20 protein-coding genes are annotated in these 18,773 nt (G+C 69.3%); 14 read left to right on the forward strand and 6 right to left on the reverse strand.

The genetic code is table 11. The features are described from left to right. Window positions 1–97: 97 nt before the first annotated feature. From ACW5F0_RS07715 to ACW5F0_RS07765, 11 genes are all read left to right on the forward strand, one after another. On the forward strand, window positions 98–598 hold the full coding sequence (locus tag ACW5F0_RS07715) for a hotdog fold domain-containing protein (protein ID WP_456999449.1): 501 nt from the start codon (window positions 98–100) through the stop codon (window positions 596–598). A gap of 121 nt (window positions 599–719) precedes the next feature. After that, on the forward strand, window positions 720–1,802 hold the full coding sequence (locus tag ACW5F0_RS07720) for a glycerophosphodiester phosphodiesterase (protein ID WP_456965740.1): 1,083 nt from the start codon (window positions 720–722) through the stop codon (window positions 1,800–1,802). A 150-nt stretch (window positions 1,803–1,952) separates the two neighbouring features. Then, window positions 1,953–2,249: a hypothetical protein gene (locus ACW5F0_RS07725; protein ID WP_456965515.1), complete on the forward strand. Its 297-nt coding sequence runs from the start codon at window positions 1,953–1,955 to the stop codon at window positions 2,247–2,249. A 111-nt stretch (window positions 2,250–2,360) separates the two neighbouring features. Next, window positions 2,361–2,594 carry a hypothetical protein gene (locus ACW5F0_RS07730; protein WP_456965514.1) on the forward strand — a complete coding sequence of 78 codons (234 nt, stop codon included), beginning with the start codon at window positions 2,361–2,363 and terminating at the stop codon, window positions 2,592–2,594. Between the two features lie 145 nt (window positions 2,595–2,739). Continuing rightward, complete coding sequence (locus ACW5F0_RS07735; protein WP_456965513.1) at window positions 2,740–3,228, forward strand: AAA family ATPase; 489 nt, start codon at window positions 2,740–2,742, stop codon at window positions 3,226–3,228. Between the two features lie 58 nt (window positions 3,229–3,286). Further along, a complete protein-coding gene (locus ACW5F0_RS07740) occupies window positions 3,287–3,544 on the forward strand; it encodes a hypothetical protein (RefSeq protein ID WP_456999450.1) in 258 nt (85 codons plus the stop codon). A 2-nt stretch (window positions 3,545–3,546) separates the two neighbouring features. Further along, window positions 3,547–4,155 carry a DUF1294 domain-containing protein gene (locus ACW5F0_RS07745; protein WP_456999451.1) on the forward strand — a complete coding sequence of 203 codons (609 nt, stop codon included), beginning with the start codon at window positions 3,547–3,549 and terminating at the stop codon, window positions 4,153–4,155. A 27-nt stretch (window positions 4,156–4,182) separates the two neighbouring features. Continuing rightward, window positions 4,183–4,818, forward strand: a complete 636-nt coding sequence (locus ACW5F0_RS07750) for a DUF6624 domain-containing protein (protein WP_456999452.1) — start codon at window positions 4,183–4,185, stop codon at window positions 4,816–4,818. Window positions 4,819–4,843: 25 nt separating this feature from the next. Further along, window positions 4,844–5,662, forward strand: a complete 819-nt coding sequence (locus ACW5F0_RS07755) for a S1 family peptidase (protein ID WP_456999453.1) — start codon at window positions 4,844–4,846, stop codon at window positions 5,660–5,662. Next, window positions 5,659–6,066, forward strand: coding sequence for a hypothetical protein (locus ACW5F0_RS07760; RefSeq protein ID WP_456999455.1), 408 nt, complete (start codon window positions 5,659–5,661; stop codon window positions 6,064–6,066). Before ACW5F0_RS07755 ends, ACW5F0_RS07760 begins: the two co-directional genes overlap by 4 nt. Before the next feature lie 21 nt (window positions 6,067–6,087). Then, window positions 6,088–6,468 (forward strand): YchJ family protein, encoded by a 381-nt coding sequence (locus ACW5F0_RS07765; protein ID WP_456965508.1) that lies wholly within the window; start codon window positions 6,088–6,090, stop codon window positions 6,466–6,468. A gap of 25 nt (window positions 6,469–6,493) precedes the next feature. On the opposite strand, the gene ACW5F0_RS07770 is transcribed toward ACW5F0_RS07765, so the two are convergent. The 5 genes from ACW5F0_RS07770 to ACW5F0_RS07790 all read right to left on the reverse strand — a co-directional run bounded on the left by ACW5F0_RS07770 (window position 6,494) and on the right by ACW5F0_RS07790 (window position 12,909). Beyond that, the gene (locus ACW5F0_RS07770; RefSeq protein ID WP_456965507.1) at window positions 6,494–7,249 is read right to left on the reverse strand and encodes a UPF0149 family protein; all 756 of its coding nucleotides are present in this window, start codon (window positions 7,247–7,249) and stop codon (window positions 6,494–6,496) included. 74 nt (window positions 7,250–7,323) lie between these two features. After that, window positions 7,324–8,100 (reverse strand): SDR family oxidoreductase, encoded by a 777-nt coding sequence (locus ACW5F0_RS07775; protein ID WP_456965506.1) that lies wholly within the window; start codon window positions 8,098–8,100, stop codon window positions 7,324–7,326. 5 nt (window positions 8,101–8,105) lie between these two features. Next, entirely contained in the window at window positions 8,106–10,001 is a 1,896-nt protein-coding gene (gene sppA / locus ACW5F0_RS07780) for a signal peptide peptidase SppA (protein WP_456965505.1), read from the reverse strand. Between the two features lie 75 nt (window positions 10,002–10,076). Further along, window positions 10,077–11,441, reverse strand: coding sequence for an MATE family efflux transporter (locus ACW5F0_RS07785; protein WP_456999456.1), 1,365 nt, complete (start codon window positions 11,439–11,441; stop codon window positions 10,077–10,079). 4 nt (window positions 11,442–11,445) lie between these two features. Beyond that, window positions 11,446–12,909 (reverse strand): DUF3106 domain-containing protein, encoded by a 1,464-nt coding sequence (locus ACW5F0_RS07790; RefSeq protein ID WP_456965503.1) that lies wholly within the window; start codon window positions 12,907–12,909, stop codon window positions 11,446–11,448. A gap of 439 nt (window positions 12,910–13,348) precedes the next feature. Here ACW5F0_RS07790 and ACW5F0_RS07795 point away from each other — a divergent pair, with 439 nt between their 5' ends. Further along, complete coding sequence (locus ACW5F0_RS07795; protein ID WP_456999458.1) at window positions 13,349–15,571, forward strand: primosomal protein N'; 2,223 nt, start codon at window positions 13,349–13,351, stop codon at window positions 15,569–15,571. Between the two features lie 135 nt (window positions 15,572–15,706). On the opposite strand, the gene ACW5F0_RS07800 is transcribed toward ACW5F0_RS07795, so the two are convergent. Next, the gene (locus ACW5F0_RS07800) at window positions 15,707–16,528 is read right to left on the reverse strand and encodes an NYN domain-containing protein (protein ID WP_456965501.1); all 822 of its coding nucleotides are present in this window, start codon (window positions 16,526–16,528) and stop codon (window positions 15,707–15,709) included. Window positions 16,529–16,582: 54 nt separating this feature from the next. Between ACW5F0_RS07800 and ACW5F0_RS07805 the strand changes: the two genes are divergently transcribed. Together ACW5F0_RS07805 and zupT are read left to right on the forward strand one after the other, a co-directional pair. After that, a complete protein-coding gene (locus ACW5F0_RS07805; protein ID WP_456965500.1) occupies window positions 16,583–17,851 on the forward strand; it encodes an NAD(P)/FAD-dependent oxidoreductase in 1,269 nt (422 codons plus the stop codon). Further along, window positions 17,848–18,657 (forward strand): zinc transporter ZupT, encoded by an 810-nt coding sequence (gene zupT, locus ACW5F0_RS07810; RefSeq protein ID WP_456965499.1) that lies wholly within the window; start codon window positions 17,848–17,850, stop codon window positions 18,655–18,657. The genes ACW5F0_RS07805 and zupT overlap by 4 nt, the downstream gene beginning before the upstream one ends. Window positions 18,658–18,773 lie beyond the last annotated feature (116 nt).

The following is an 18,773-nucleotide window of genomic DNA, read 5'->3' on the forward strand; positions in this document are numbered from 1 at the left end:
CGATGCCATTGGCGCCCACATGGTTGAAACTGCGGCGTAGTGACCTCGACGGCGCCGCCGCTGGCGAGCGCCTCTCCCGCCACCGAGCAGGTCTGTCATGACCCAAGTGTCCCCGACCCACCGTTCGCGCCTGGTCGCCCTGTTCGAGCGCATGTCACGCCTGCCCATGGGCCGGTGGCTGTTCGCGCGCGCCGTCTGTTTCCGTGCGCCCTATTTCGGGACCATTGCGCCGCGGTTTCTCATGGTCGCCCAGGGCCGCTGCGAGGTCGCGATCCCGGACCGCCGCCGCGTGCACAACCATATCGGCAGCGTGCACGCCATCGCCCTGTGCAACCTGGCCGAACTGGCTGGCGGCGTCATGCTGGAGGCCAGCCTGCCGCCCGACATGCGCTGGATCCCGAAGGGCATGACGGTCGAATACGTGAAGAAGGCCGTGGGCACGATGCATGCCGTGGCCCAGCCGGCCGCGCTGATCACGTCCGGCACCGAGGGGTACGAACTGCCGGTGGTGGTGGATGTGCGCAACGCCGGCGGCGACACCGTGTTCCGCGCCAGCATCGCGATGTGGGTCTCGCCGCGGCCGCGTGCGCAAGCGTGAACGCGAACGCCGGCGGCGCGTCATCCCGGTGTCAATCCCAGCGCTGATGATGCACGTTGGCATCCCGCCGCTGGAGTCCGCCATGATCCGTTGGATCGCTCTCGCCTTCGCCCTGGCCACCATGCCCGTACACGCCGCCGAGACACTTCTCAAGGACCCGCCATCGCCTGCCGCGAAGGCGCTGGTGATCGCTCACCGCGGCGCGAGCGCGGCGCTGCCCGAACACACGCTCGCCGCCTACGCACGCGCAATCGAGGAAGGTGCGGACTATATCGAGCCCGACCTCGTCGCCACCCGCGACGGCGTGCTGGTGGCGCGGCACGAGAACGAGATCGGCGGCACAACCGATGTTGCCGCACACCCCGCCTTCGCCGACCGCAAGACCACGCGCGACGTCGACGGCCAGGCGATCGAGGGCTGGTTCGTGGAGGACTTCAGCCTCGAGGAATTGCGCACGCTGCGTGCCCGCGAGCGCATCCCACAGCTGCGCAGTACCGCGCACGATGGCCTGTACCCGGTACCGACGTTCGCAGAGATCGTCGCTCTCGTGGTGCGCGAGTCCGCGGCGCGCGGCCGCGTGATCGGGCTGATCCCCGAGCTCAAGCACTCCACCCACTTCCGCGCGCGCGGACTGGCGCTGGAAGATCGCCTGCTCGACGCGCTGGCCGCGCATCCCTACACCCGCAGCGCGCCGGTGGTGATCCAGTCGTTCGAAGTGGGCAACCTGCGCGCGCTGCGCGGGAAACTCGGCAAGGACAGGAACAACATCCGCCTGCTGCAGCTGCTCGGCGCGCCGGACTCGGCACCCGCCGATCTTGCCGCGGCCGGCGGCCCGACCTATCTCGAGATGCTCACCGTCGACGGCCTGCGCGGGATCGCCACCTACGCCGACATCCTCGGACCGCACCTGGGCTACGTCATCCCGGTGGATGACGACGGGCGCCTGGGCCAGGCCACGCCGCTGGTCGGCGCCGCGCACGCCGCCGGACTGCAGGTCATGCCCTACACGTTCCGCCCAGAGAACCACTTCCTGCCGCGAAGCCTGTGGCAGGGCGAAGATCCGCGCAGCCGCAGCGACGACGGGGCCATCGCTCACATCCGCGCCCTGCTCGATGCCGGCATCGACGGTTTCTTCACCGACGACGTCGCGATCGGCCGGCGGGCTGTGGACAGGCAGCCGGCAGAGGACCAGCCAGCCCCGTAGGAGCTGTGGGAGCGGCTATAGCCGTGATCGGCGCAATGGATCGCGGCTATAGCCGCTCCCACATCAGGCAGCTACATGAGCTCGCGGATTGGCGTTGATCCGCCCGACAGGCCTAGAATCGCCTTTCTCCGGGCACTCGAGAACACGCCCATGGCAAGTGACAAACGCTACGCGATGAACGTCGGGGATATCGGCCAGCAGGAGCTGGACCTCCTCGAATGCCTGATCAGGATCGACCAGGGCCAGCGCCTTGATTCGCGCGCGGACGACATGCTCGAACGGCTCGTCGAAGCCGGCCTGGTCGACGACGACGACGGCGACTACCGCCTCACCCTGGCCGGCATCGAGCGCTGCCGGTCGCTGAAGCACCGGGTCGCCGGTGACAAAGAGGCCGCGAAGGTGCTGGCCGAGCGCGGCATCATCCTGGAAGCGATCGACGAACCCTGACCGGCGCGCCGGGACCGATGTGGGAGCGGCTATGGCCGCTCCCGCATTATTCACGCGGATGCCATCCCGCGACCGCCAGGATCATGGCGCACCCCGCACCTGGAGCGCCCCATGACCCCCGACCCGCGTGACATCCCCGGGCAAGCCCCGCATCCCGCCCGCGACCCCGTGCCCGACCAGCCCAGGGACCCGGTGCCCGACCAGCCCCACGACCCTGCACCGCCCCAGCCGACCGACCCCGTGCCCGACCGCCCCATCGACCCGATGCCGGACCGCCCGGCCGACCCCACCGCACCGCCACCGCTGCGCGATCCCGGTCATCCGCCTCCTGAGCCCATGCGCTGAGTTGACGTATCCTGCGTGCGGCCCATGGAAGAGCGGTTGCCGAAGCTGGTGGCGCTGGGGAGGGCGCTTGAGCAGGAGGGCGGCCATGTTGCGGTGTGAGCAATACTACTTCTTGGAAATGCCGGGTACTTCTTGTTAGGCCGCTATGAAAGTTCTCGTCTTCGGCAACTCGGGTTCTGGGAAGAGCACATTTGCCAGGCAACTGGCTTCAGAACACTGCTTGGCTCATCTCGACCTCGACTCCATCGTCTGGGAGCCTGGCAAGATTGCTGTCCAGCGGCCTGCTCACGCAATCGAGGCCTCGTTGGTTGCGTTTTTATCCGAACACCCCAACTGGGTCATCGAGGGCTGCTACGGCGAGCTGGTGCTGGCCGCGTCGGCCCACTGCACCGAGCTTGTCTTCCTCAATCCCGGGCTTGAAACGTGCCTGGAGCACAACCGCAAGCGTCCGTGGGAGCCCCACAAGTACGCCTCGAGAGCAGCTCAAGACCAGATGCTGGAGAACCTGCAAGCTTGGGTGGCGGACTATTATGTGCGGCAAGATCAATGGTCTTACCATGCTCACCGTCGGATCTTTGACTCTTTCGCAGGCCCCAAGAGCGAGCGCCTCAGCAGCGGCGCGGTCGCGGCCTGACAATGCCTTCAAGCCGAGACCGCACCGGGCGGGTTGGCTCAGGTATCAAAGGGCGCCAATGAAGTCGATCGCGCTTTTCTCCATGCTGCTCAACGCTCTTCCAGCTACGGGTCAGGACGAAGACATGGATATCCGCAGGGCGCTTCACGCAAAGGTTGCGGGGCTACATGAAGCGGACAGCAAAATACTTCCCTGTAGCCCGACTGGCGCGGTACTGAATCGAGACGACACCGTGCCTGACCTCCTGGAAGAGCCATCAGGTTCGGTCTTTGCGAGGAATGCGGCATCTGGCAGCTTTGATCGGGTTGAGGGCTGACCATGCGACTTGCGGGCCGCGTCACTGACTGGAACGACGACAAGGGTTTCGGCTTCGTAGTGCCCCATGGCGGCGGTACTCGCGCGTTCGTCCATATCAACGAGTTCCAGCGGGGTTCGCGCCGGCCCGTTGTCGGCGACATGATCTCCTACCTCCCCAAGGTTGACCCGCGAGGGCGGACCAACGCACGGCAGGTCCGTCACGCCGGCCAGAGGATCGAAGTGCCGCGCGCCCCTTCCCGGATTCCAAGGGCGGCTATTGGTGTGTGCGCGTTGACGGGCGGCGTGGCCGCTGCTGCCATCGACCTTTTCCCGGCGCTGTTGATGGTCGCGTACCTCGCGTTGAGCGTCTCGTCGTACTTCATGTACAGGTCCGACAAGATCGCGGCCCAGAGCGATGCGCAACGCACCCCGGAAGCCAGCCTCCACCTTGCAGACCTCCTTGGAGGGTGGCCCGGCGCGCTGATCGCCCAGCAACAGTTCCGCCACAAGACCGTGAAGCCGTCGTTCCAGCTCGCCTTCTGGGCTACGGTCATCTTCAACCTGGCCGCGGTGACCTGGCTTCACAAGTCCGGTCTTCTTGCGGACTTGGTCGGGCGTATCAGCGGCTGACAACTCATCTGGCTCTGGGGGCACGCGATGTTTCGTCTGCTACTGGCAGTTTTGTCTCTATGGCCTGGTCTCGCGCTTGCCCAGGATTGCACGCCCGACGCGCTCAGGGATGATTTGCTGCAGCGAAATGAAACAGATCAGGCGGCACGAAGGGCTTTCCTTGCCGAACGCGAGTCGAAGGAAGCCTTGGAGCGCGCCTTGGACGTCGACCGCGAGAACACCCGTTACATGAGGACAGTGGTGGCCAACTGCGGTTGGCCCAAGCGGTCCGAAGTGGGCGAGCAGGCCGCGAAGGCAGCATGGCGGCTGACCCAACACGCAGACATGGATCCGCAGTACCAAGCGCTTGCTGCACAGCAGCTCGAGCTTGCCGTGCACCGGGGCGAGGCCGAGGCGCGCGATCTCGCGCTCCTGGTCGACAGGAATCGTCGGCTGAACGATCAGCCGCAGGTGTATGGAATGCAGTTCCAGGTTCTTCCAGGAGATGTAATACGGTTCTACGACATCGTGAATTCCAGCCAGCTCGACGAGAGACGGGCTGAGATCGGCCTGCCATCTTTCTATTGCTGGGCACAGCAAATCGCGAGCAACAATGAAGGCGCATCAATCGAATGGCCTGGCGGGATCCTGTTCGCGCCACGGGATTGCACCGATGCCCCATAGCGAATCCAATTGCATGGCATCACGCATGACCCGACTGTTGTTGCTCATGCTATTCCTGGTGCCAGCAACTGCCGGCGCCATCGTGATTCGGGATGACGTTGATGACTCCGAGTATCGGATTCCGGCATCCGGTTTCCCGGCGCTGGTTGACATGCCCGGCGAGGGCCACGGCGTACTGATTGCTCCGCAGTGGGTGATCACGGCCGCGCATGTGCTTCCCTGGCACTCCGGGCACATGCAGGTGGTTGTTGGCGGGAGACCAAGGGACGTCGAGCGGGTCGTGACGCATCCCGGGTACAGAGCGCCGCCACATGAGCTGATCGATCAGGCAATGGCCACTGGAGAAGCAGTGCTGATACTGGTACTGCTCGCCTCGTCCGACGACATCGCACTGCTCAAGCTGACACAGCCCGTCACGGATGTTGCCCCCGTCGCGCTCTACAAGGACAGCGACGAGCCAAACCAGATCGTCAAGATCGTCGGAAAAGGCGCGACGGGCACGGGAGCCAACGGGCACGACCCCAAAGGTCCCAATCGCACGGAACTCCGCCGCGCGTTCAACACGATCACCAGCGCGCACGAGCGCTGGCTCTGCCATGTGTTCGATGAGCCATCGTCGGCCCTGCCCCTTGAGGGCACAGGCGGGAACGGAGACAGCGGCAGCCCCGCGCTCATCCAGGCCGAAGGCGAATGGCTGCTGGCAGGCCTGTTCGCCTGGAAGCTCTTGCCGGGCGATGTCCGGACTGCCCGGCCCGGACGCTATGGTCAGGCCAGCTGCAGTGTCCGCCTCAGCCATTACATTGACTGGATCGAAGGCGTGATCTCTGGGGAGGGGAAGACATGAGGATCCTTACGGTAGTGCTTGTCGGACTGCTCGCAGCCCATTCCAGCGCTTTCGCGCAGACGCGATGCTCCACCGACCCGCATGGCAACACCACCTGCCGCAGCAGCGATGGAACCACGACCCGTGCCTCCACCGATCCGTACGGCAACACGACCTACCGTCGCAGCAACGGCCCGACAACCCGCGCCACATCGGACCCTTATGGCAACACGACGTTTCGCAGCAGCGATGGCTCAAGCACGCGCGCAACATCCGACTCCTATGGGAACACCACGTATCGCCACAGCGACGGCTCGACGACCCGTGCCACGACCGATGCCTACGGCAACACGACGTACCGCAACAGCGACGGCACCACCAAGCGCTGCAGCACGGATGCTTACGGCAACACCACCTGCCGCTGAGGGGTCACACTCAAACCCGCCATGCACCAACCCTGCCCCTGCAACCCGCTCTCCACCTACGCCGCCTGCTGCCAGCCGCTGCACGAAGGCGCGCCGGCCGCGAGCGCCGAAGCCCTGATGCGCTCGCGCTACAGCGCCTACGTGCTCGGCCTGCGTGACTACCTGCTCGCCACCTGGCACCCGGATACGCGGCCCGTCGCACTGAACCTGGACGACACGCCCGGCCTGAAGTGGCTCGGCCTGGACGTGAAGCGCCACGCCGATGCCGGCGACGGCACTGCGGTGGTGGCGTTTGTCGCCCGCTACAGGCTGGGCGGCGCGCCGGCGGTCCGGATGCGGGAGCTCAGCCGGTTCGAACGCGTGGACGGGCGGTGGCTGTACCGGGACGGGGACGTGGACTGAAGACGGCGGATGGGCGCGGCGGGATTCAGGCGTCCGCCGCGCCGTCTGGCTTGCCGCAGCACTTCTTGTACTTCCTGCCGCTGCCGCACGGGCACGGCCCGTTGCGCTCCGGTGCCGCTTCGCGGCGGATCGGATCACGCGGGGTCAGTGCTTCCACGCGGTGGTGGTTGAGGTCGGCCAGCATCCCCGGCAGGCCGACGATGATCTCCAGGCGCTCGCGGTAGCTGATCGGGGTCGCCGCTGCGGTGGGATCCCCGGCGTCCATGACTTCGCCGGTGACCAGGCGGTCGAACAGGTTGAAGATGTCATCCATCCACTCGTTGTCGTCCAGCCACCGGTCCCACTCCTGCTCGCGCAGGCCGACGGCGGCGAAGAAGCCCAGCGCCCAGTCGTGGCCGACGTCGAGTTCGTCCTCGCGCAGGGCCTCTTCGCCGGTCAGCTCCGGGTCTTCGGGCAGCCACATCAGCGGCGACAGGTGGTCGGGCAGGTTGTCGCCGTCATGGCGCACGCGCGCGCTGCACATGTTCCAGTGGCCCATCAGCAGGGCCTGTACCTGCGCGGCTTCGTCCTCCGTGTCCCAGCGCAGCGGCTTGCCGCCCCAGACCACGGGCTGCCACTCGCTGGGCGGCACCAGCGACGGCCCCACCACCAGCGCGGACAGAAAGCCGTCCAGCGCCTCCAGGTTGAATCCCTTGAACGGGACGGCGCGCTGTTCCAGCAGCGCGGCAAGACGCTCGATCTGGTCGTCGTCGAGGTAGGCAGGCGTGATCGGGGCGGGCATTGCTTCAGCCGGGCGGTAAGGTGCGCGCATGGTAGTCCGTCGATCCCCACGCGGGGGATTTCCAGCCCGCAGCCTCAGAACCCGTAGCGCAGGAACCCGCCATCCACGGCGATGCATTCGCCGGTGACATAGCCCGCCGCAGGCAGGCACAGGAACGCCACCGCGGCGGCGACTTCTTCCGGTTCGCCGATGCGCCCCATGGGCGTGCGCAGCAGCACGTCATCCAGGTAATCCGGATCGGCCAGCGACGGCGAGGTGCGGCGGGTGCGGATGTACCAGGGCGCGACGCAGTTCACGCGCACGCCGTCCTCGGCCCATTCGCAGGCGAGGTTGCGGGTCATCTGGTGCAGCGCGGCCTTGCTCATGCCATAGGGCGCGCCGGTGCGCACGTGGGTGGCGCCGGACACGCTGCCCACGTTCACGATGCTGCTGGCAGCGTGCTGGGTCAGCAGCGGATAGGCGTAGCGGCTGAGCTCGAAGGCGCTGAACAGGTTGACCTCGAAGACTTCGCGCCATTCGTCCTCGGTGTAGTCGATGGATGGCTTGCTGAGGTTGCCGCCGGCGTTGTTGACCAGGATGTTGAGGCCTTCGCCCTGGTCTTCGACCCAGTCCAGCAGTTCGCGGCGCTGTTCGTCGTCGGCGACATCGGCGATCAGCGCGCGGACGTCACCTTCGGGATGCAGCTCGAGCAGCTCTTCGCGCGCAGCTTCGAGCGCATTGCCGTCGCGCGCGGCGATCAGCACGCGCGCGCCGAAGCCGAGCAGCTCGGCGGCGATCGCGCGGCCAATGCCGGCGCTGCCGCCGGTGACCAGGGCCAGCTGTCCGTCCAGGCTCCAGCGCGACCGGTCCATGCTGCTCACGGCATGCAGAAGCAGTGGGCGACGGCCTTCACCGGGTGGCCGCCGCGTGCGAGCGCCTGTTCGATGAAGCGCAGGTCGCCGGCAACGCCGGGCACGGCCTTGAGCAGCAGACCCTGGGCAACATCGCTGCGCGCCAGCATCGCGGCGCCGACGCGGCTCTCGGCCATGCCGGCCACGAAGTTCTCGAACGGGGTGAGCTGCTTTTCGATGTACTTCACGCCCCAGCTGTCGTCCTCGCCCAGCTCGGCGCGCGATGCGGCGTTGGCAAGCGCGTCGCGCAGGCCGCCGAACTCGTCCACCAGGCCGCGCTCCTTCGCCTGCGCGCCGCTCCACACGCGGCCGCGGGCCACGAGGTCGATCTCTTCGACACTGCGACCGCGCGCAGTCGCCACCTTGCCGGTGAAATCGCGGTAGCCCTTGTCGATCACGCTCTGGATCACCGTGCCCACCTCGGGCTGCAGCGGACGCGTGGGATCGAAGGCACCGGCGAAGCGCGTGGTGCCGACGCCGTCGGTGCGCACGCCGATCTTCTCCAGCGTGCGCGGGATGGTCGGGAACATGCCGAAGATGCCGATGGAGCCGGTGATCGTCGACGGGTCGGCGTAGATCGCGTCGGCGTCCATGCTGATCCAGTAGCCGCCGGATGCGGCCAGGTCACCCATCGACACCACCACCGGCTTGCCGGCGGCCTGCAGCGCCACCACCTCGCGGCGGATCTGCTCGGAGGCGAAGACTTCGCCGCCCGGCGAGTCCACGCGCAGCACCACGGCCTTGACCGCTTCGTCGTCGCGCGCGGCGCGCAGCAGGGCCGAGGTCGACTCGCCGCCGACGCTGCCCGGGTTCTGCTTGCCGCCCATGATCGCGCCTTCGGCCACGACCACCGCGACCTGCGGACGTGCGTCGGCGGCGGCCATCGGGCTGGTGACGTGCTTGAGGTAGGCGTCGTAGGCGATGTCGCGCACGCCGCTGTCGCTGTCTTCGTCGGCTTCACCGCGCTCGGCCAGCAGCTGCTGCACTTCTTCCAGCGTCTTCAGGCCGTCGACCAGCTTCTGGTCCACGGCCAGCTTCGCGAGGTCGCCGCCGGCGGCAGTGACGCCATCGGGCAAGGCGTCCACGTTCGCGGCCAGGGTCGCGGCATCGAGCCCGCGCGCCTTGGCGATGTCACCCAGGAAGCGCTGCCAGATGTCGTTCATCCAGTACAGGTCGGCTTCCTTGGCCTCGGGCGAGGCCTGGTCGAGCACATAGGGCTCGGCCGCGGACTTGAACTCGCCGACCTTGAACAGGTGGATGTCGACGCCGAGCTTGTCCTGCAGGCCCTCGCGGTAGTACTGGCGATAGCGGCCGAGGCCCTCGAGCACCAGGCCGCCGTAGGGATCCATGTAGACCTCGTCGGCATGCGCGGCCAGCAGGTACTGGGCCTGGCCGAAGTAGTCGCCATAGGCAATCACTTCCTTGCCCGCCTCGCGCAGCGTGCCGATGGCGTCGCCAAGCTCGCGCATCGATGCGTAGCCGGAGAACGCCATGCGGTCGGTGCGCAGCAGCACGCGTTCGATGCGGTCGTCTTCGGCGGCCTTCTCGATCACGCGCAGCAGGTCGCGCAGGCGCACTTCGGGCGTGTCGCTGCCGGTGATCTTGGCGATCGCACGGCTGACCGGGTCGACGCTGAACTGCTCAACCAGGGCGCCTTCCGGCGCGATCACCAGCGTCGTGCGGTCCAGCACCGGCTTGGCGCGCTCGGCGCTGAACAGCGCGATCAGCACCACCGCCACGACCAGCAGGAACAGCAGGTTGAACACCAGGCGGCGGGCGAAGTTGACGGAGTCCCAGGCGCCAACCAGCACGCGGGCGATGGGACCGCGGCGGCGCCGGGGGGTGTCTTGCGGGTCGGACATGGAGGCAGCTCGCAGAAGTGTGATGCGTTGCCGGCAGTATCACCGCTGCCGGCCGCCCGAGTCACCCGCCTTTGGTCACTGCCCCGTTCGGGGCAGCCGCCCGGACGTGCGCAGGAAGCGCCAGGCCATCAGCACCGCCGCGACCGAAAGTCCGGCGATCAGGCCGATCCACATGCCGCGCGGCCCCATGCCCATGCCCAGCCCCAGGGTGGCGCCCAGGGCCATGCCCACGCCCCAGTACGCGAACGCGGCCAGCAGCATCGGCACCCGCGTATCCTTGAGTCCGCGCAGCGCGCCGGCCGACAGCACCTGGACGCCATCGGGGAACTGGAACACCGCCGCGAACAGCAGCAGCGATCCCGCAAGCGCCGCCACCGCCTGGTCGGTGGTGTAGATCGACGCGATCACGCCGTGGCCGGCCACCAGCACCAGCGCCGACAGCGCCTGGGTGCACAGCACCAGCGCCAGCCCGGCGACCATGGCCCGGCGCACGCCCTCGCGCCCGGCACCGGCGCCCAGCGCATGGCCCACGCGGACCGTAGTGGCCTCCGCCACGCCGAACGGAATCATGAAGCACAGGCTGGCGACGTTGATCGCCACCTGGTGGGCCGCGGCCTCGATCTGGCCCAGGCGGCCGATCAGCAGCGCCGTGACCACGAACAGCCCGCCTTCCATCGCCACCGTGACCCCGATCGGCAGGCCGGTGCGCAACAGATCGCGGATCGATGCCCACCGCGGCGGGTCGAAGCGCGCGAACAGGCCCAGCGACGCGAAGCGCTTCGCACGCGACAGGTAGATCGCGAAGGCGATCGCCTGCGCCCACATCATCAGCGACGAGGCCAGGCCCAAGCCTCCGGCACCCATCTCGGGCAGGCCGAAGCGGCCGAAGGCGAAGGCCCAGCCCAGCGGCACCAGCAGCAGCAGTCCGCCGAAGCCGAGCAGCATGGTCGGCAGCGTCCAGTGCAGGCCGTCGCTCAGATAGCGCATGGCGTAGTACAGCGTCAGCGCAGGTACGCCCCAGCGGATGCCGTGCAGGAAGTCGCGCGCGCCCGGGCGGATGCCTTCGGCGATGCCCATCGGTGCCAGGACCATCGGCGCAAGGCTCAGGAGCGCGAACAGCAGCAGGCCCAGGCCCAGCGCCAGCCACAGCGACTGCCGGAACAGCGGTGCGATCTCGCCGCGGCGGCCGGCGCCGGCAAGCTGGGACACCGACGGCGGCAGCGCCATCAGCGTGCCCATCGGGATCATCATCGGCAGCCAGAACATGGCCGTGCCCACCGACACCGCGGCCAGCGTGGTGGTGCCGTGGCGCCCGGCGATCACGCTGTCGACGAAACCGATCATGCCGGTGGCGAGGTGGCCGAACACCAACGGGGTGGCAAGCACCGCCGTGGCGCGGACTTCGCCGCCCAAGGGGAGTGGTTCGGTTTGGGTGGCCATTGGTTTACTGGACGGGCGCTACGGTGCGTCGCAGCCAGCGCGCTCGCTGCGCGGCGGGCGTGGCCAGCAGCTCGATGCGGAGTTCCGCGCGCGCCTGCGGAGCGGTACGCGCGGCCAACACGGCGAGGTCGTCACGGGCCTGGGGCTCGAGCCCGCGCAGGGCCTCGAGCAGCGCCGTGCGTGCGTCCAGCGGCACCTGGGCGATCAGGGGGTGCAGCCGCGGATAGTCGGCGCCGAGATCGGGGCCGAGCAGCCAACCGTGGCGATCGCTGGCATCCATGGCGTCGAAGCGGGCGCGCAGCGCGGCGCGCTCGTCGGCGCTGCGAAGCGCGAAGGCGGCAGCGACGTCCCGCAGCTGCGCGCGCTCCGCGGCGGAAAAGTCGTTCCAGGCCAGCCAGCGCTCACGGCGTTCGCCACGCTCGGCATGCGGCAGCGCGTCCCACTGGTCGCGCCGCTGTGCCAGCCGCGCGCGGGCTGCAGGTTCGAGCGCGGCAAGCCGGTCGCCGGCCGGCTGGGGCCGGGGCTCGGGACGCGCAGCGGCGGGGACGGACGTGGTCGTGGGGCTGGCGGACACGGCTTCGGCTTCGGCCCGCGCCTCGGCTTCGCTTTCCGCCACCAGCCAGGCGTGGAATGCGGGGTCCGCCGCCGCGGCCTCCTGGTCGTCGGCGTCCAGCAGCAGGCCGAGGTCGGGATGCAGGGTCAGCGCGTCCTCATCCGCATAGCGACCGGCCGGCGGCTCGGCCATGGGCAGCGGTTCGGACAGGATGTGGCCGGGCGCCGCGTCCAGGCCGGCGGGCAGGCGGTCGATGGCAACGAAGGTGGCGACCAGGCCGCCGAGGGTGGCCAAGGCCACCAGCCACAAGGCGGCCCGGACGCCGCGTCCCAACGGCCCACGCCGCGCGGGGGGCGTGGCCGCGGCGCCGTCCACGCCACCTTCGGCCCGCAGGGACAGCGCCAGGGAGCCCGGCGGCAGCGCACGTTGCATGTCCTGCGCCGCCCGGCCAAGCGCGTGCCAGGCGTCGACGTCGGCGCTGCCGTCGGCGCGGTGCGGCAGCGCACGCTGCAGGCCAAGGCGGTACGTGGGCCGCGCGATGCCGAGGACGCTCGCGGCATCGGATTCCGCCAGCCCCGCGACCAGGCGCAGCAGCAGCGCGGCCCGCGGGCCGTGGCCGATCCGCGACAGCCATTCGAACCCCGGCTCCCAGCCTGGCGCCGCGGGCGTGAGCCGCAGGCTCGGCGCGGCCAACAGCAGCGACCAGAAGCGGCGCGGCCATTCACCGAATGCGGTCTTGCCGGCCTCGTCGGCGAAGCGCTGCAGCGCCCAGGCCAGGGCGTCGTCACCGGCCTCGCGGGACCCCGCGAGCAGCCGCGCGAACACCAGGCCGCGGCGCTCGACGCCGCGAAGGAAGGCGCCCAGGGCGGTCGGCGCGGCGGCCTCGGCAGGTTCTGTCGGGTGTCGTGGGGTCATGGGGCCGGACGCATGCAGGGCGCCATCATAGCCGCGCCCGCCGGGACCGCCGCCCTTGACGGGGCGCACACTTTGCGGTCCGGACGCCCTCAGTGCGCATTCCGCACTGCAAAAGGTTGTTCACAGCAGTCACGCAAATGTCATTGATCCAGCCTTCACGCCCACGTGGAGCATCGGGACCGCCATGTTTCACGGGCAAGTTGTTGAATCGACTGACCTTTGCAGGAATGGTGAATTTTTCGCCAACGCAGCCTGAACGCTGTTCCCATGCGCTTTCAGGCATGCCCCGCGGACACCATGCACAGACTTATCCACAGCTTGTGTGGATAAACAAAATTCCTTTATGTGTCCGCAACTTGCAGCCTTATTGTAGTTTGCAAGGCAGCTATGGCCTGCAACCGGCATCAAAGGCCGCCGAGCGAGTCGCTAGACTGCCGCGATGCCCGCAAATGTCCTGCGCATCGCCCTGCCGCTGCCGCTGCCACGCCTGTTCGACTACCTCGCCCCGGAGGGCGGCGAAGCCTCGCCCGACGACGTCGGCCGGCGCGTACGCGTGCCCTTCGGCCCGCGCGAACTCGTGGGGGTGGTCGCCGCAGTCGGGCCGGTGGCCGACGACGCCCCGGCGCTGCGCGACGCCCTGGCCTGGCTGGATCCGGAGCCGCTCATCCACGGCGAGCTGCTGGCGACGTCCCGATGGCTGGCGCGCTACCTGCACGCGCCGCTGGGCGAGGTGCTGGCCACGGCCCTGCCGGCGGCGCTGCGTCGCGGCGAGCCGCTGCCCGACACCGCCACCTGGGGACGCGCGCTCACCGCCGCCGGCATGGCGGCGATCGAGGGACTGCGCGCAGGCGGGCGCCCCCGGCGCCTGGCCGAGGCGCTGCGTGGCGGACCGCAGGCCGACGACCTGCTCGACGACGCGATCGATGGCTGGCGCACGGCGGCGCGCAGCCTGGAAGAGCGCGGACTGGTCGAGCGCGTGGTGGTGGACGGACCGGGATCGCCTGTACCCGTGCAGCCCGGCCCCGTGCCCACGGACGAACAGGCCGCGGCGCTCGAGGCGCTGCGCGCGGCGGCCGGCTTCGCTCCGATGCTGCTGGAAGGCGTGACCGGCAGCGGCAAGACCGAGGTCTACCTGCAGGCCATCATCGAACGCTGCCTCGCCCACGGCCGCCAGGCGCTGGTGCTTGTGCCCGAGATCGGGCTCACGCCGCAGATGCTGGCCCGCTTCCGCACGCGCCTGGGCGTACCCGTACACGCGCTGCATTCCGGCCTCAACGATGGCGAGCGCGCGCGCACCTGGGCCGCCGCCTGGCGCGGCGAGGCGCAGGTGGTGGTGGGCACGCGCTCGGCGGTGTTCGCGCCGCTGCCCAATGCCGGCCTGATCGTCGTCGACGAAGAGCACGACGGCAGCTACAAGCAGCAGGACGGCATCCGCTACCACGCCCGCGACGTCGCCCTGGTGCGCGGCAAGGCGCTGGACGTCCCGGTGCTGCTGGGCAGCGCCACGCCGTCGCTGGAGACGCTGCACAACGCCCGCGCCGGCCGCCATGCGCACCTGCGCCTGCGGACGCGTGCGGGCGAAGCGAAGCCACCGCGGGTGCGCGTGCTCGATGTGCGCAAGCGACCACTGCAGGCCGGGCTGTCCGAAGAGCTGCTTGCGGGCATCCGCAGCGCGCTCGACGGCGGTGGCCAGGTGCTGGTGTTCAAGAACCGCCGCGGCTACGCGCCGGTGCTGCTGTGCCACGACTGCGGCTGGGGTGCCGCCTGTCAACGCTGCAGCGCACCCGAGCGCGCGACACCGATGACCGTGCACGCCGGCGGCCGTCGCCTGCAGTGCCACCACTGCGGCTCACGGCGGCCGGTGCCGATGGCCTGCCCCGACTGCGCGAGCCTGGCGCTGCAGCCGCAGGGCGTGGGCACCGAGCGCATCGAGGAACTGCTGGCCGCGCGCTTCGGCGATGTGCCGGTGCTGCGCATCGACAGCGCCAGCACGCGACGCCGCGATGGCCTTGCGCGCGAACTGGCGAAGCTCGATGACGGGCCGGGCATTTTGGTCGGCACGCAGATGCTGGCCAAGGGACACGACCTGCCGAAGCTGGTGCTGGTGTGCGTGGTCGGCATCGACGAAGGCCTGTTCTCGGCCGACTTCCGCGCCAGCGAGAAGCTCGCCCAGCTGCTGGTGCAGGTGTCCGGGCGCGCGGGCCGCGCCGAGCGTCCGGGCGAAGTGCTGCTGCAGACGCACCATCCCGGGCATCCGCTGCTGGAGGTGTTGGTGCACGGCGGCTATCGCGCCTTCGCCGACGCCGAACTCGGCCAGCGCGAAGCCGCCGCGTTCCCGCCGTTCGCGCACATGGCCATGCTGCGCGCCGAGGCGCAGAAGCCGGGACTGCCCGAAGCCTTCCTGCAGGCCGCCGCCGCCGCGTTCGGCCAGGCACGTGATGCATTGCCGCTGGCGCAGTCACGCGCGCTGATGCTCGCGGGCCCCGTGCCGGCGCCGATGCCGCGGCGCGCGGGCATGCACCGCGTCCAACTGGTGCTGTCATCGCCGGAGCGGCGGGCGCTGCACGTGGTGCTCGATGCGGTCATCGCTGGACTGCACGCGCTGCCGGTGGCGCGGCGCGTGCGCTGGTCGCTGGACGTGGATCCCATCGACCTCTATTGAGGCGTGATCCGATCCTGTGGGAGCAGATCTTATGTGGGAGGCCGCTATAGCGGCGATTGCCCCAACATCCTGCGGAGTCGGTATCGCGGCTATAGCCGCTCCCACAAGGAAAGGGGGGCTGTTCCGGCGGGTGGGTCAGGGTTTGGGTGGGGTCTTGGGAGGCCTAGGGGCCTTGGCCGCGCCGATGGCTTTCGCCGCCTTGGGCGCCGGGGTCGCGCTGGGCGCTGGCTGCTTGCGCCCGCGCGCGCTGCGGTTGCGGACCTCGATCACCTGCCCCTGGCGGCGCACTTCGAACAGACCGATCGCTTCGATCAGATCGCTCAGTTTGCGGTAGCCGTGGTTGCGCGAGTCGAACGAGCCCTGGTTGCCGACGTGGCTGCCGACCGCGCCCAGCTTCGACCAACCGTCCTCGCCCTGGGTGGCGTCGACCGCGCCGCGCAGCAGGCGCACCAGGTCGGCATCGTGCTGCAGCTGCGCCGGCGACGGCGCGGGGCTGGCGTCACCGTTGTCGTCGTCGGGTTCGCCGAGCTTCTCCAGGTACAGGAAGGTGGAGCAGGCGCGCACGAACGGCTCCGGCGTCTTCTCCTGGCCGAAGCCGTACACCGCCACGCCGTCGTTGCGCAGGCGCATCACCAGCGGCGTGAAGTCGGCATCCGACGACACGATGGCGAAGCCGTCGAGGTTGCGCGCGTACAGCAGGTCCATGGCATCGATCACCATCGCCATGTCCGACGCATTCTTGCCGCTGGTGTAGGCGAACTGCTGGATCGGGCGGATGGCCCAGGTGTGCAGGCACTTTTCCCAACCCACCAGGTGCTGGCTTTTCCAGTTGCCATAGGCGCGGCGCACGTTGGCCACGCCATGGCGCGCGATCTCGGCAAGGATCACTTCGATCTTCGACGCCGGCGCGTTGTCGGCGTCGATCAGGAGTGCGATGCGTTTCTCGTCATCGGGCATTGCGTAGGCTCTGGCGGTGCGCCGAACCGGGCGCGTTGCGAGCACAATAGCGCAATGGATGCTTCGTCCTTTCCACGGGTGGTGGTGGTCGGCGGTGGCTTCGCCGGCCTCTGGGCCACGCGTGCACTGGCCCGCGAGCGCGTGCGCATCACCCTGGTCGACCGCAGCAACCACCACCTGTTCCAGCCCCTGCTCTACCAGGTGGCGACCGCGGGTCTGTCGGCCCCCGACATCGCCGCGCCGCTGCGCCACATCCTGCGGCGGCAACCCAACGTCGAAGTCCGGCTCGCGGACGTGACCACGGTCGATGCGCAGGCCCGCTGCGTGCACCTGGCCGACGGCAGCCACCTTGCCTACGACTACCTGCTGCTGGCCGCCGGCGCCACCCACGCCTATTTCGGCAACGACGCGTGGGCCGCGCACGCGCCCGGCCTGAAGACGTTGGGGGACGCGCTGGACATCCGTCGCCGCGTGCTGCTCGCCTTCGAGCGCGCCGAAGCGGAATCCGATCCAGCGAAGCAGGCCGCCTGGCTCGACTTCGCCATCATCGGCGGCGGCCCGACGGGCGTGGAGCTGGCCGGCACCCTGGCCGAGATCGCGCGGCACACGCTGCGCGACGAGTTCCGCAACATCGATCCGGCCAGCGCGCGGGTGCGCCTGGTCGAAGCGGGTCCACGGGTGCTGGCCTCGTTCCCCGAAGACCTGTCGGCGCGTGCGCAACGGCAGCTCGAGCGCCTGGGCGTGGAGGTGGTCACCGGCGCCCCGGTCACCGCCATCGACGCCAGCGGCTATTGGCTGGGCGACCGGTTCATGCCGTCGCGCACGGTCCTCTGGGCCGCAGGCGTCGCGGCGTCCCCGTTGGCGCAGTCACTGGGCGTGCCGCTGGACCGCGCCGGGCGGGTCCGGGTCGAACCCGACCTTGGCGTGCCGGGCCAGCCACGGATCTTCATCGCCGGCGACCTTGCCGCGATGACCCGGGCCGATGGACAGCCGGTCCCCGGGGTCGCGCCGGCCGCAAAGCAGATGGGCCGCCATGTCGCGGTTGCCATCCGCGCGCGCATCGGCTGTCGTGCCGCGCCCGCATTCGGCTACCGTGACTGGGGCAACCTCGCCACCATCGGGCGCATGGCCGCCGTGGTCCACTTCGGGCGCCTCAAACTGTCCGGCGTGCTGGCCTGGTGGTTCTGGTTGCTGGTACACATCCTCTTCCTGATCGGCTTCCGCAACCGCGTGGTGGTGATGTTCAACTGGACTTGGGCGTACTGGAGCTACCAGCGCGCGGCGCGGATCATTTTCGGAAAGGGCGGGGACAGCGGCACATGATCGAGTTTTCCAACGCCAACCTGCTCATGGCGCTGGCCGTGACCACCGCGGCCGGGCTGGCCACCGGCGTCGGCGGCCTGCTGGTGTTCGCGCAGAAGACACCCAATGCGCGCCTGCTCGCCTTCGGCCTGGCCTTCGCCGGCGGCGCGATGGTCTACGTGTCGCTGTCGGAGATCCTCAACAAGTCGATCCACTCCTTCAGCCAGGGCTACGGCGACCGCATGGGCTTCAGCCTGGGCACGCTGGCCTTCCTGTGCGGCGTCGGCCTGATCATGCTCATCGACCGCCTGATCCCCAACCCGCACGAACGCCTCGAGGCCGACGACCCGTTCTACCGCGAGCACAACGCCGCCTACATCAAGCGCGTCGGCCTGCTGACCGCGCTGGCAATCACCGTGCACAACTTCCCCGAAGGCCTGGCCACCTTCTTCGCCACGCTGGAGAACCCCGGCGTGGGCATGCCGCTGGCCTTCGCCATCGCCATCCACAACGTGCCCGAGGGCATCGCGATCGCGGTGCCGGTGTACTTCGCCACCAACAACAAGGCCTATGCCTTCGGCGCCTGCCTGCTGTCGGGGCTTGCCGAACCGATCGGCGCGATCATCGGCTACGCACTGCTGCGGCCGTGGATGTCGGATGCGGTGTTCGGCAGCGTGTTCGGCATCATCGCGGGCGTGATGGTGTTCCTGGCGCTGGACGAACTGCTGCCGGCCGCGAAGCGCTATTCGAAGGGCCACGAGACCGTCTACGGCCTGGTCAGCGGCATGGCCGTGCTGGCGATCAGCCTGGTGCTGTTCAAGTGGTGAACCCGCCGGGCGACGCCGCCGCGGCCTGAGGCGACGTCCGGATCCGCCGGTCCGCACGTGCCGGCGGCCGCGGCGACGTTCGATTCCGCCGGCCGCGACGACACCCGGGGCGCACG

This window comes from Luteimonas sp. A534, assembly GCF_054072805.1.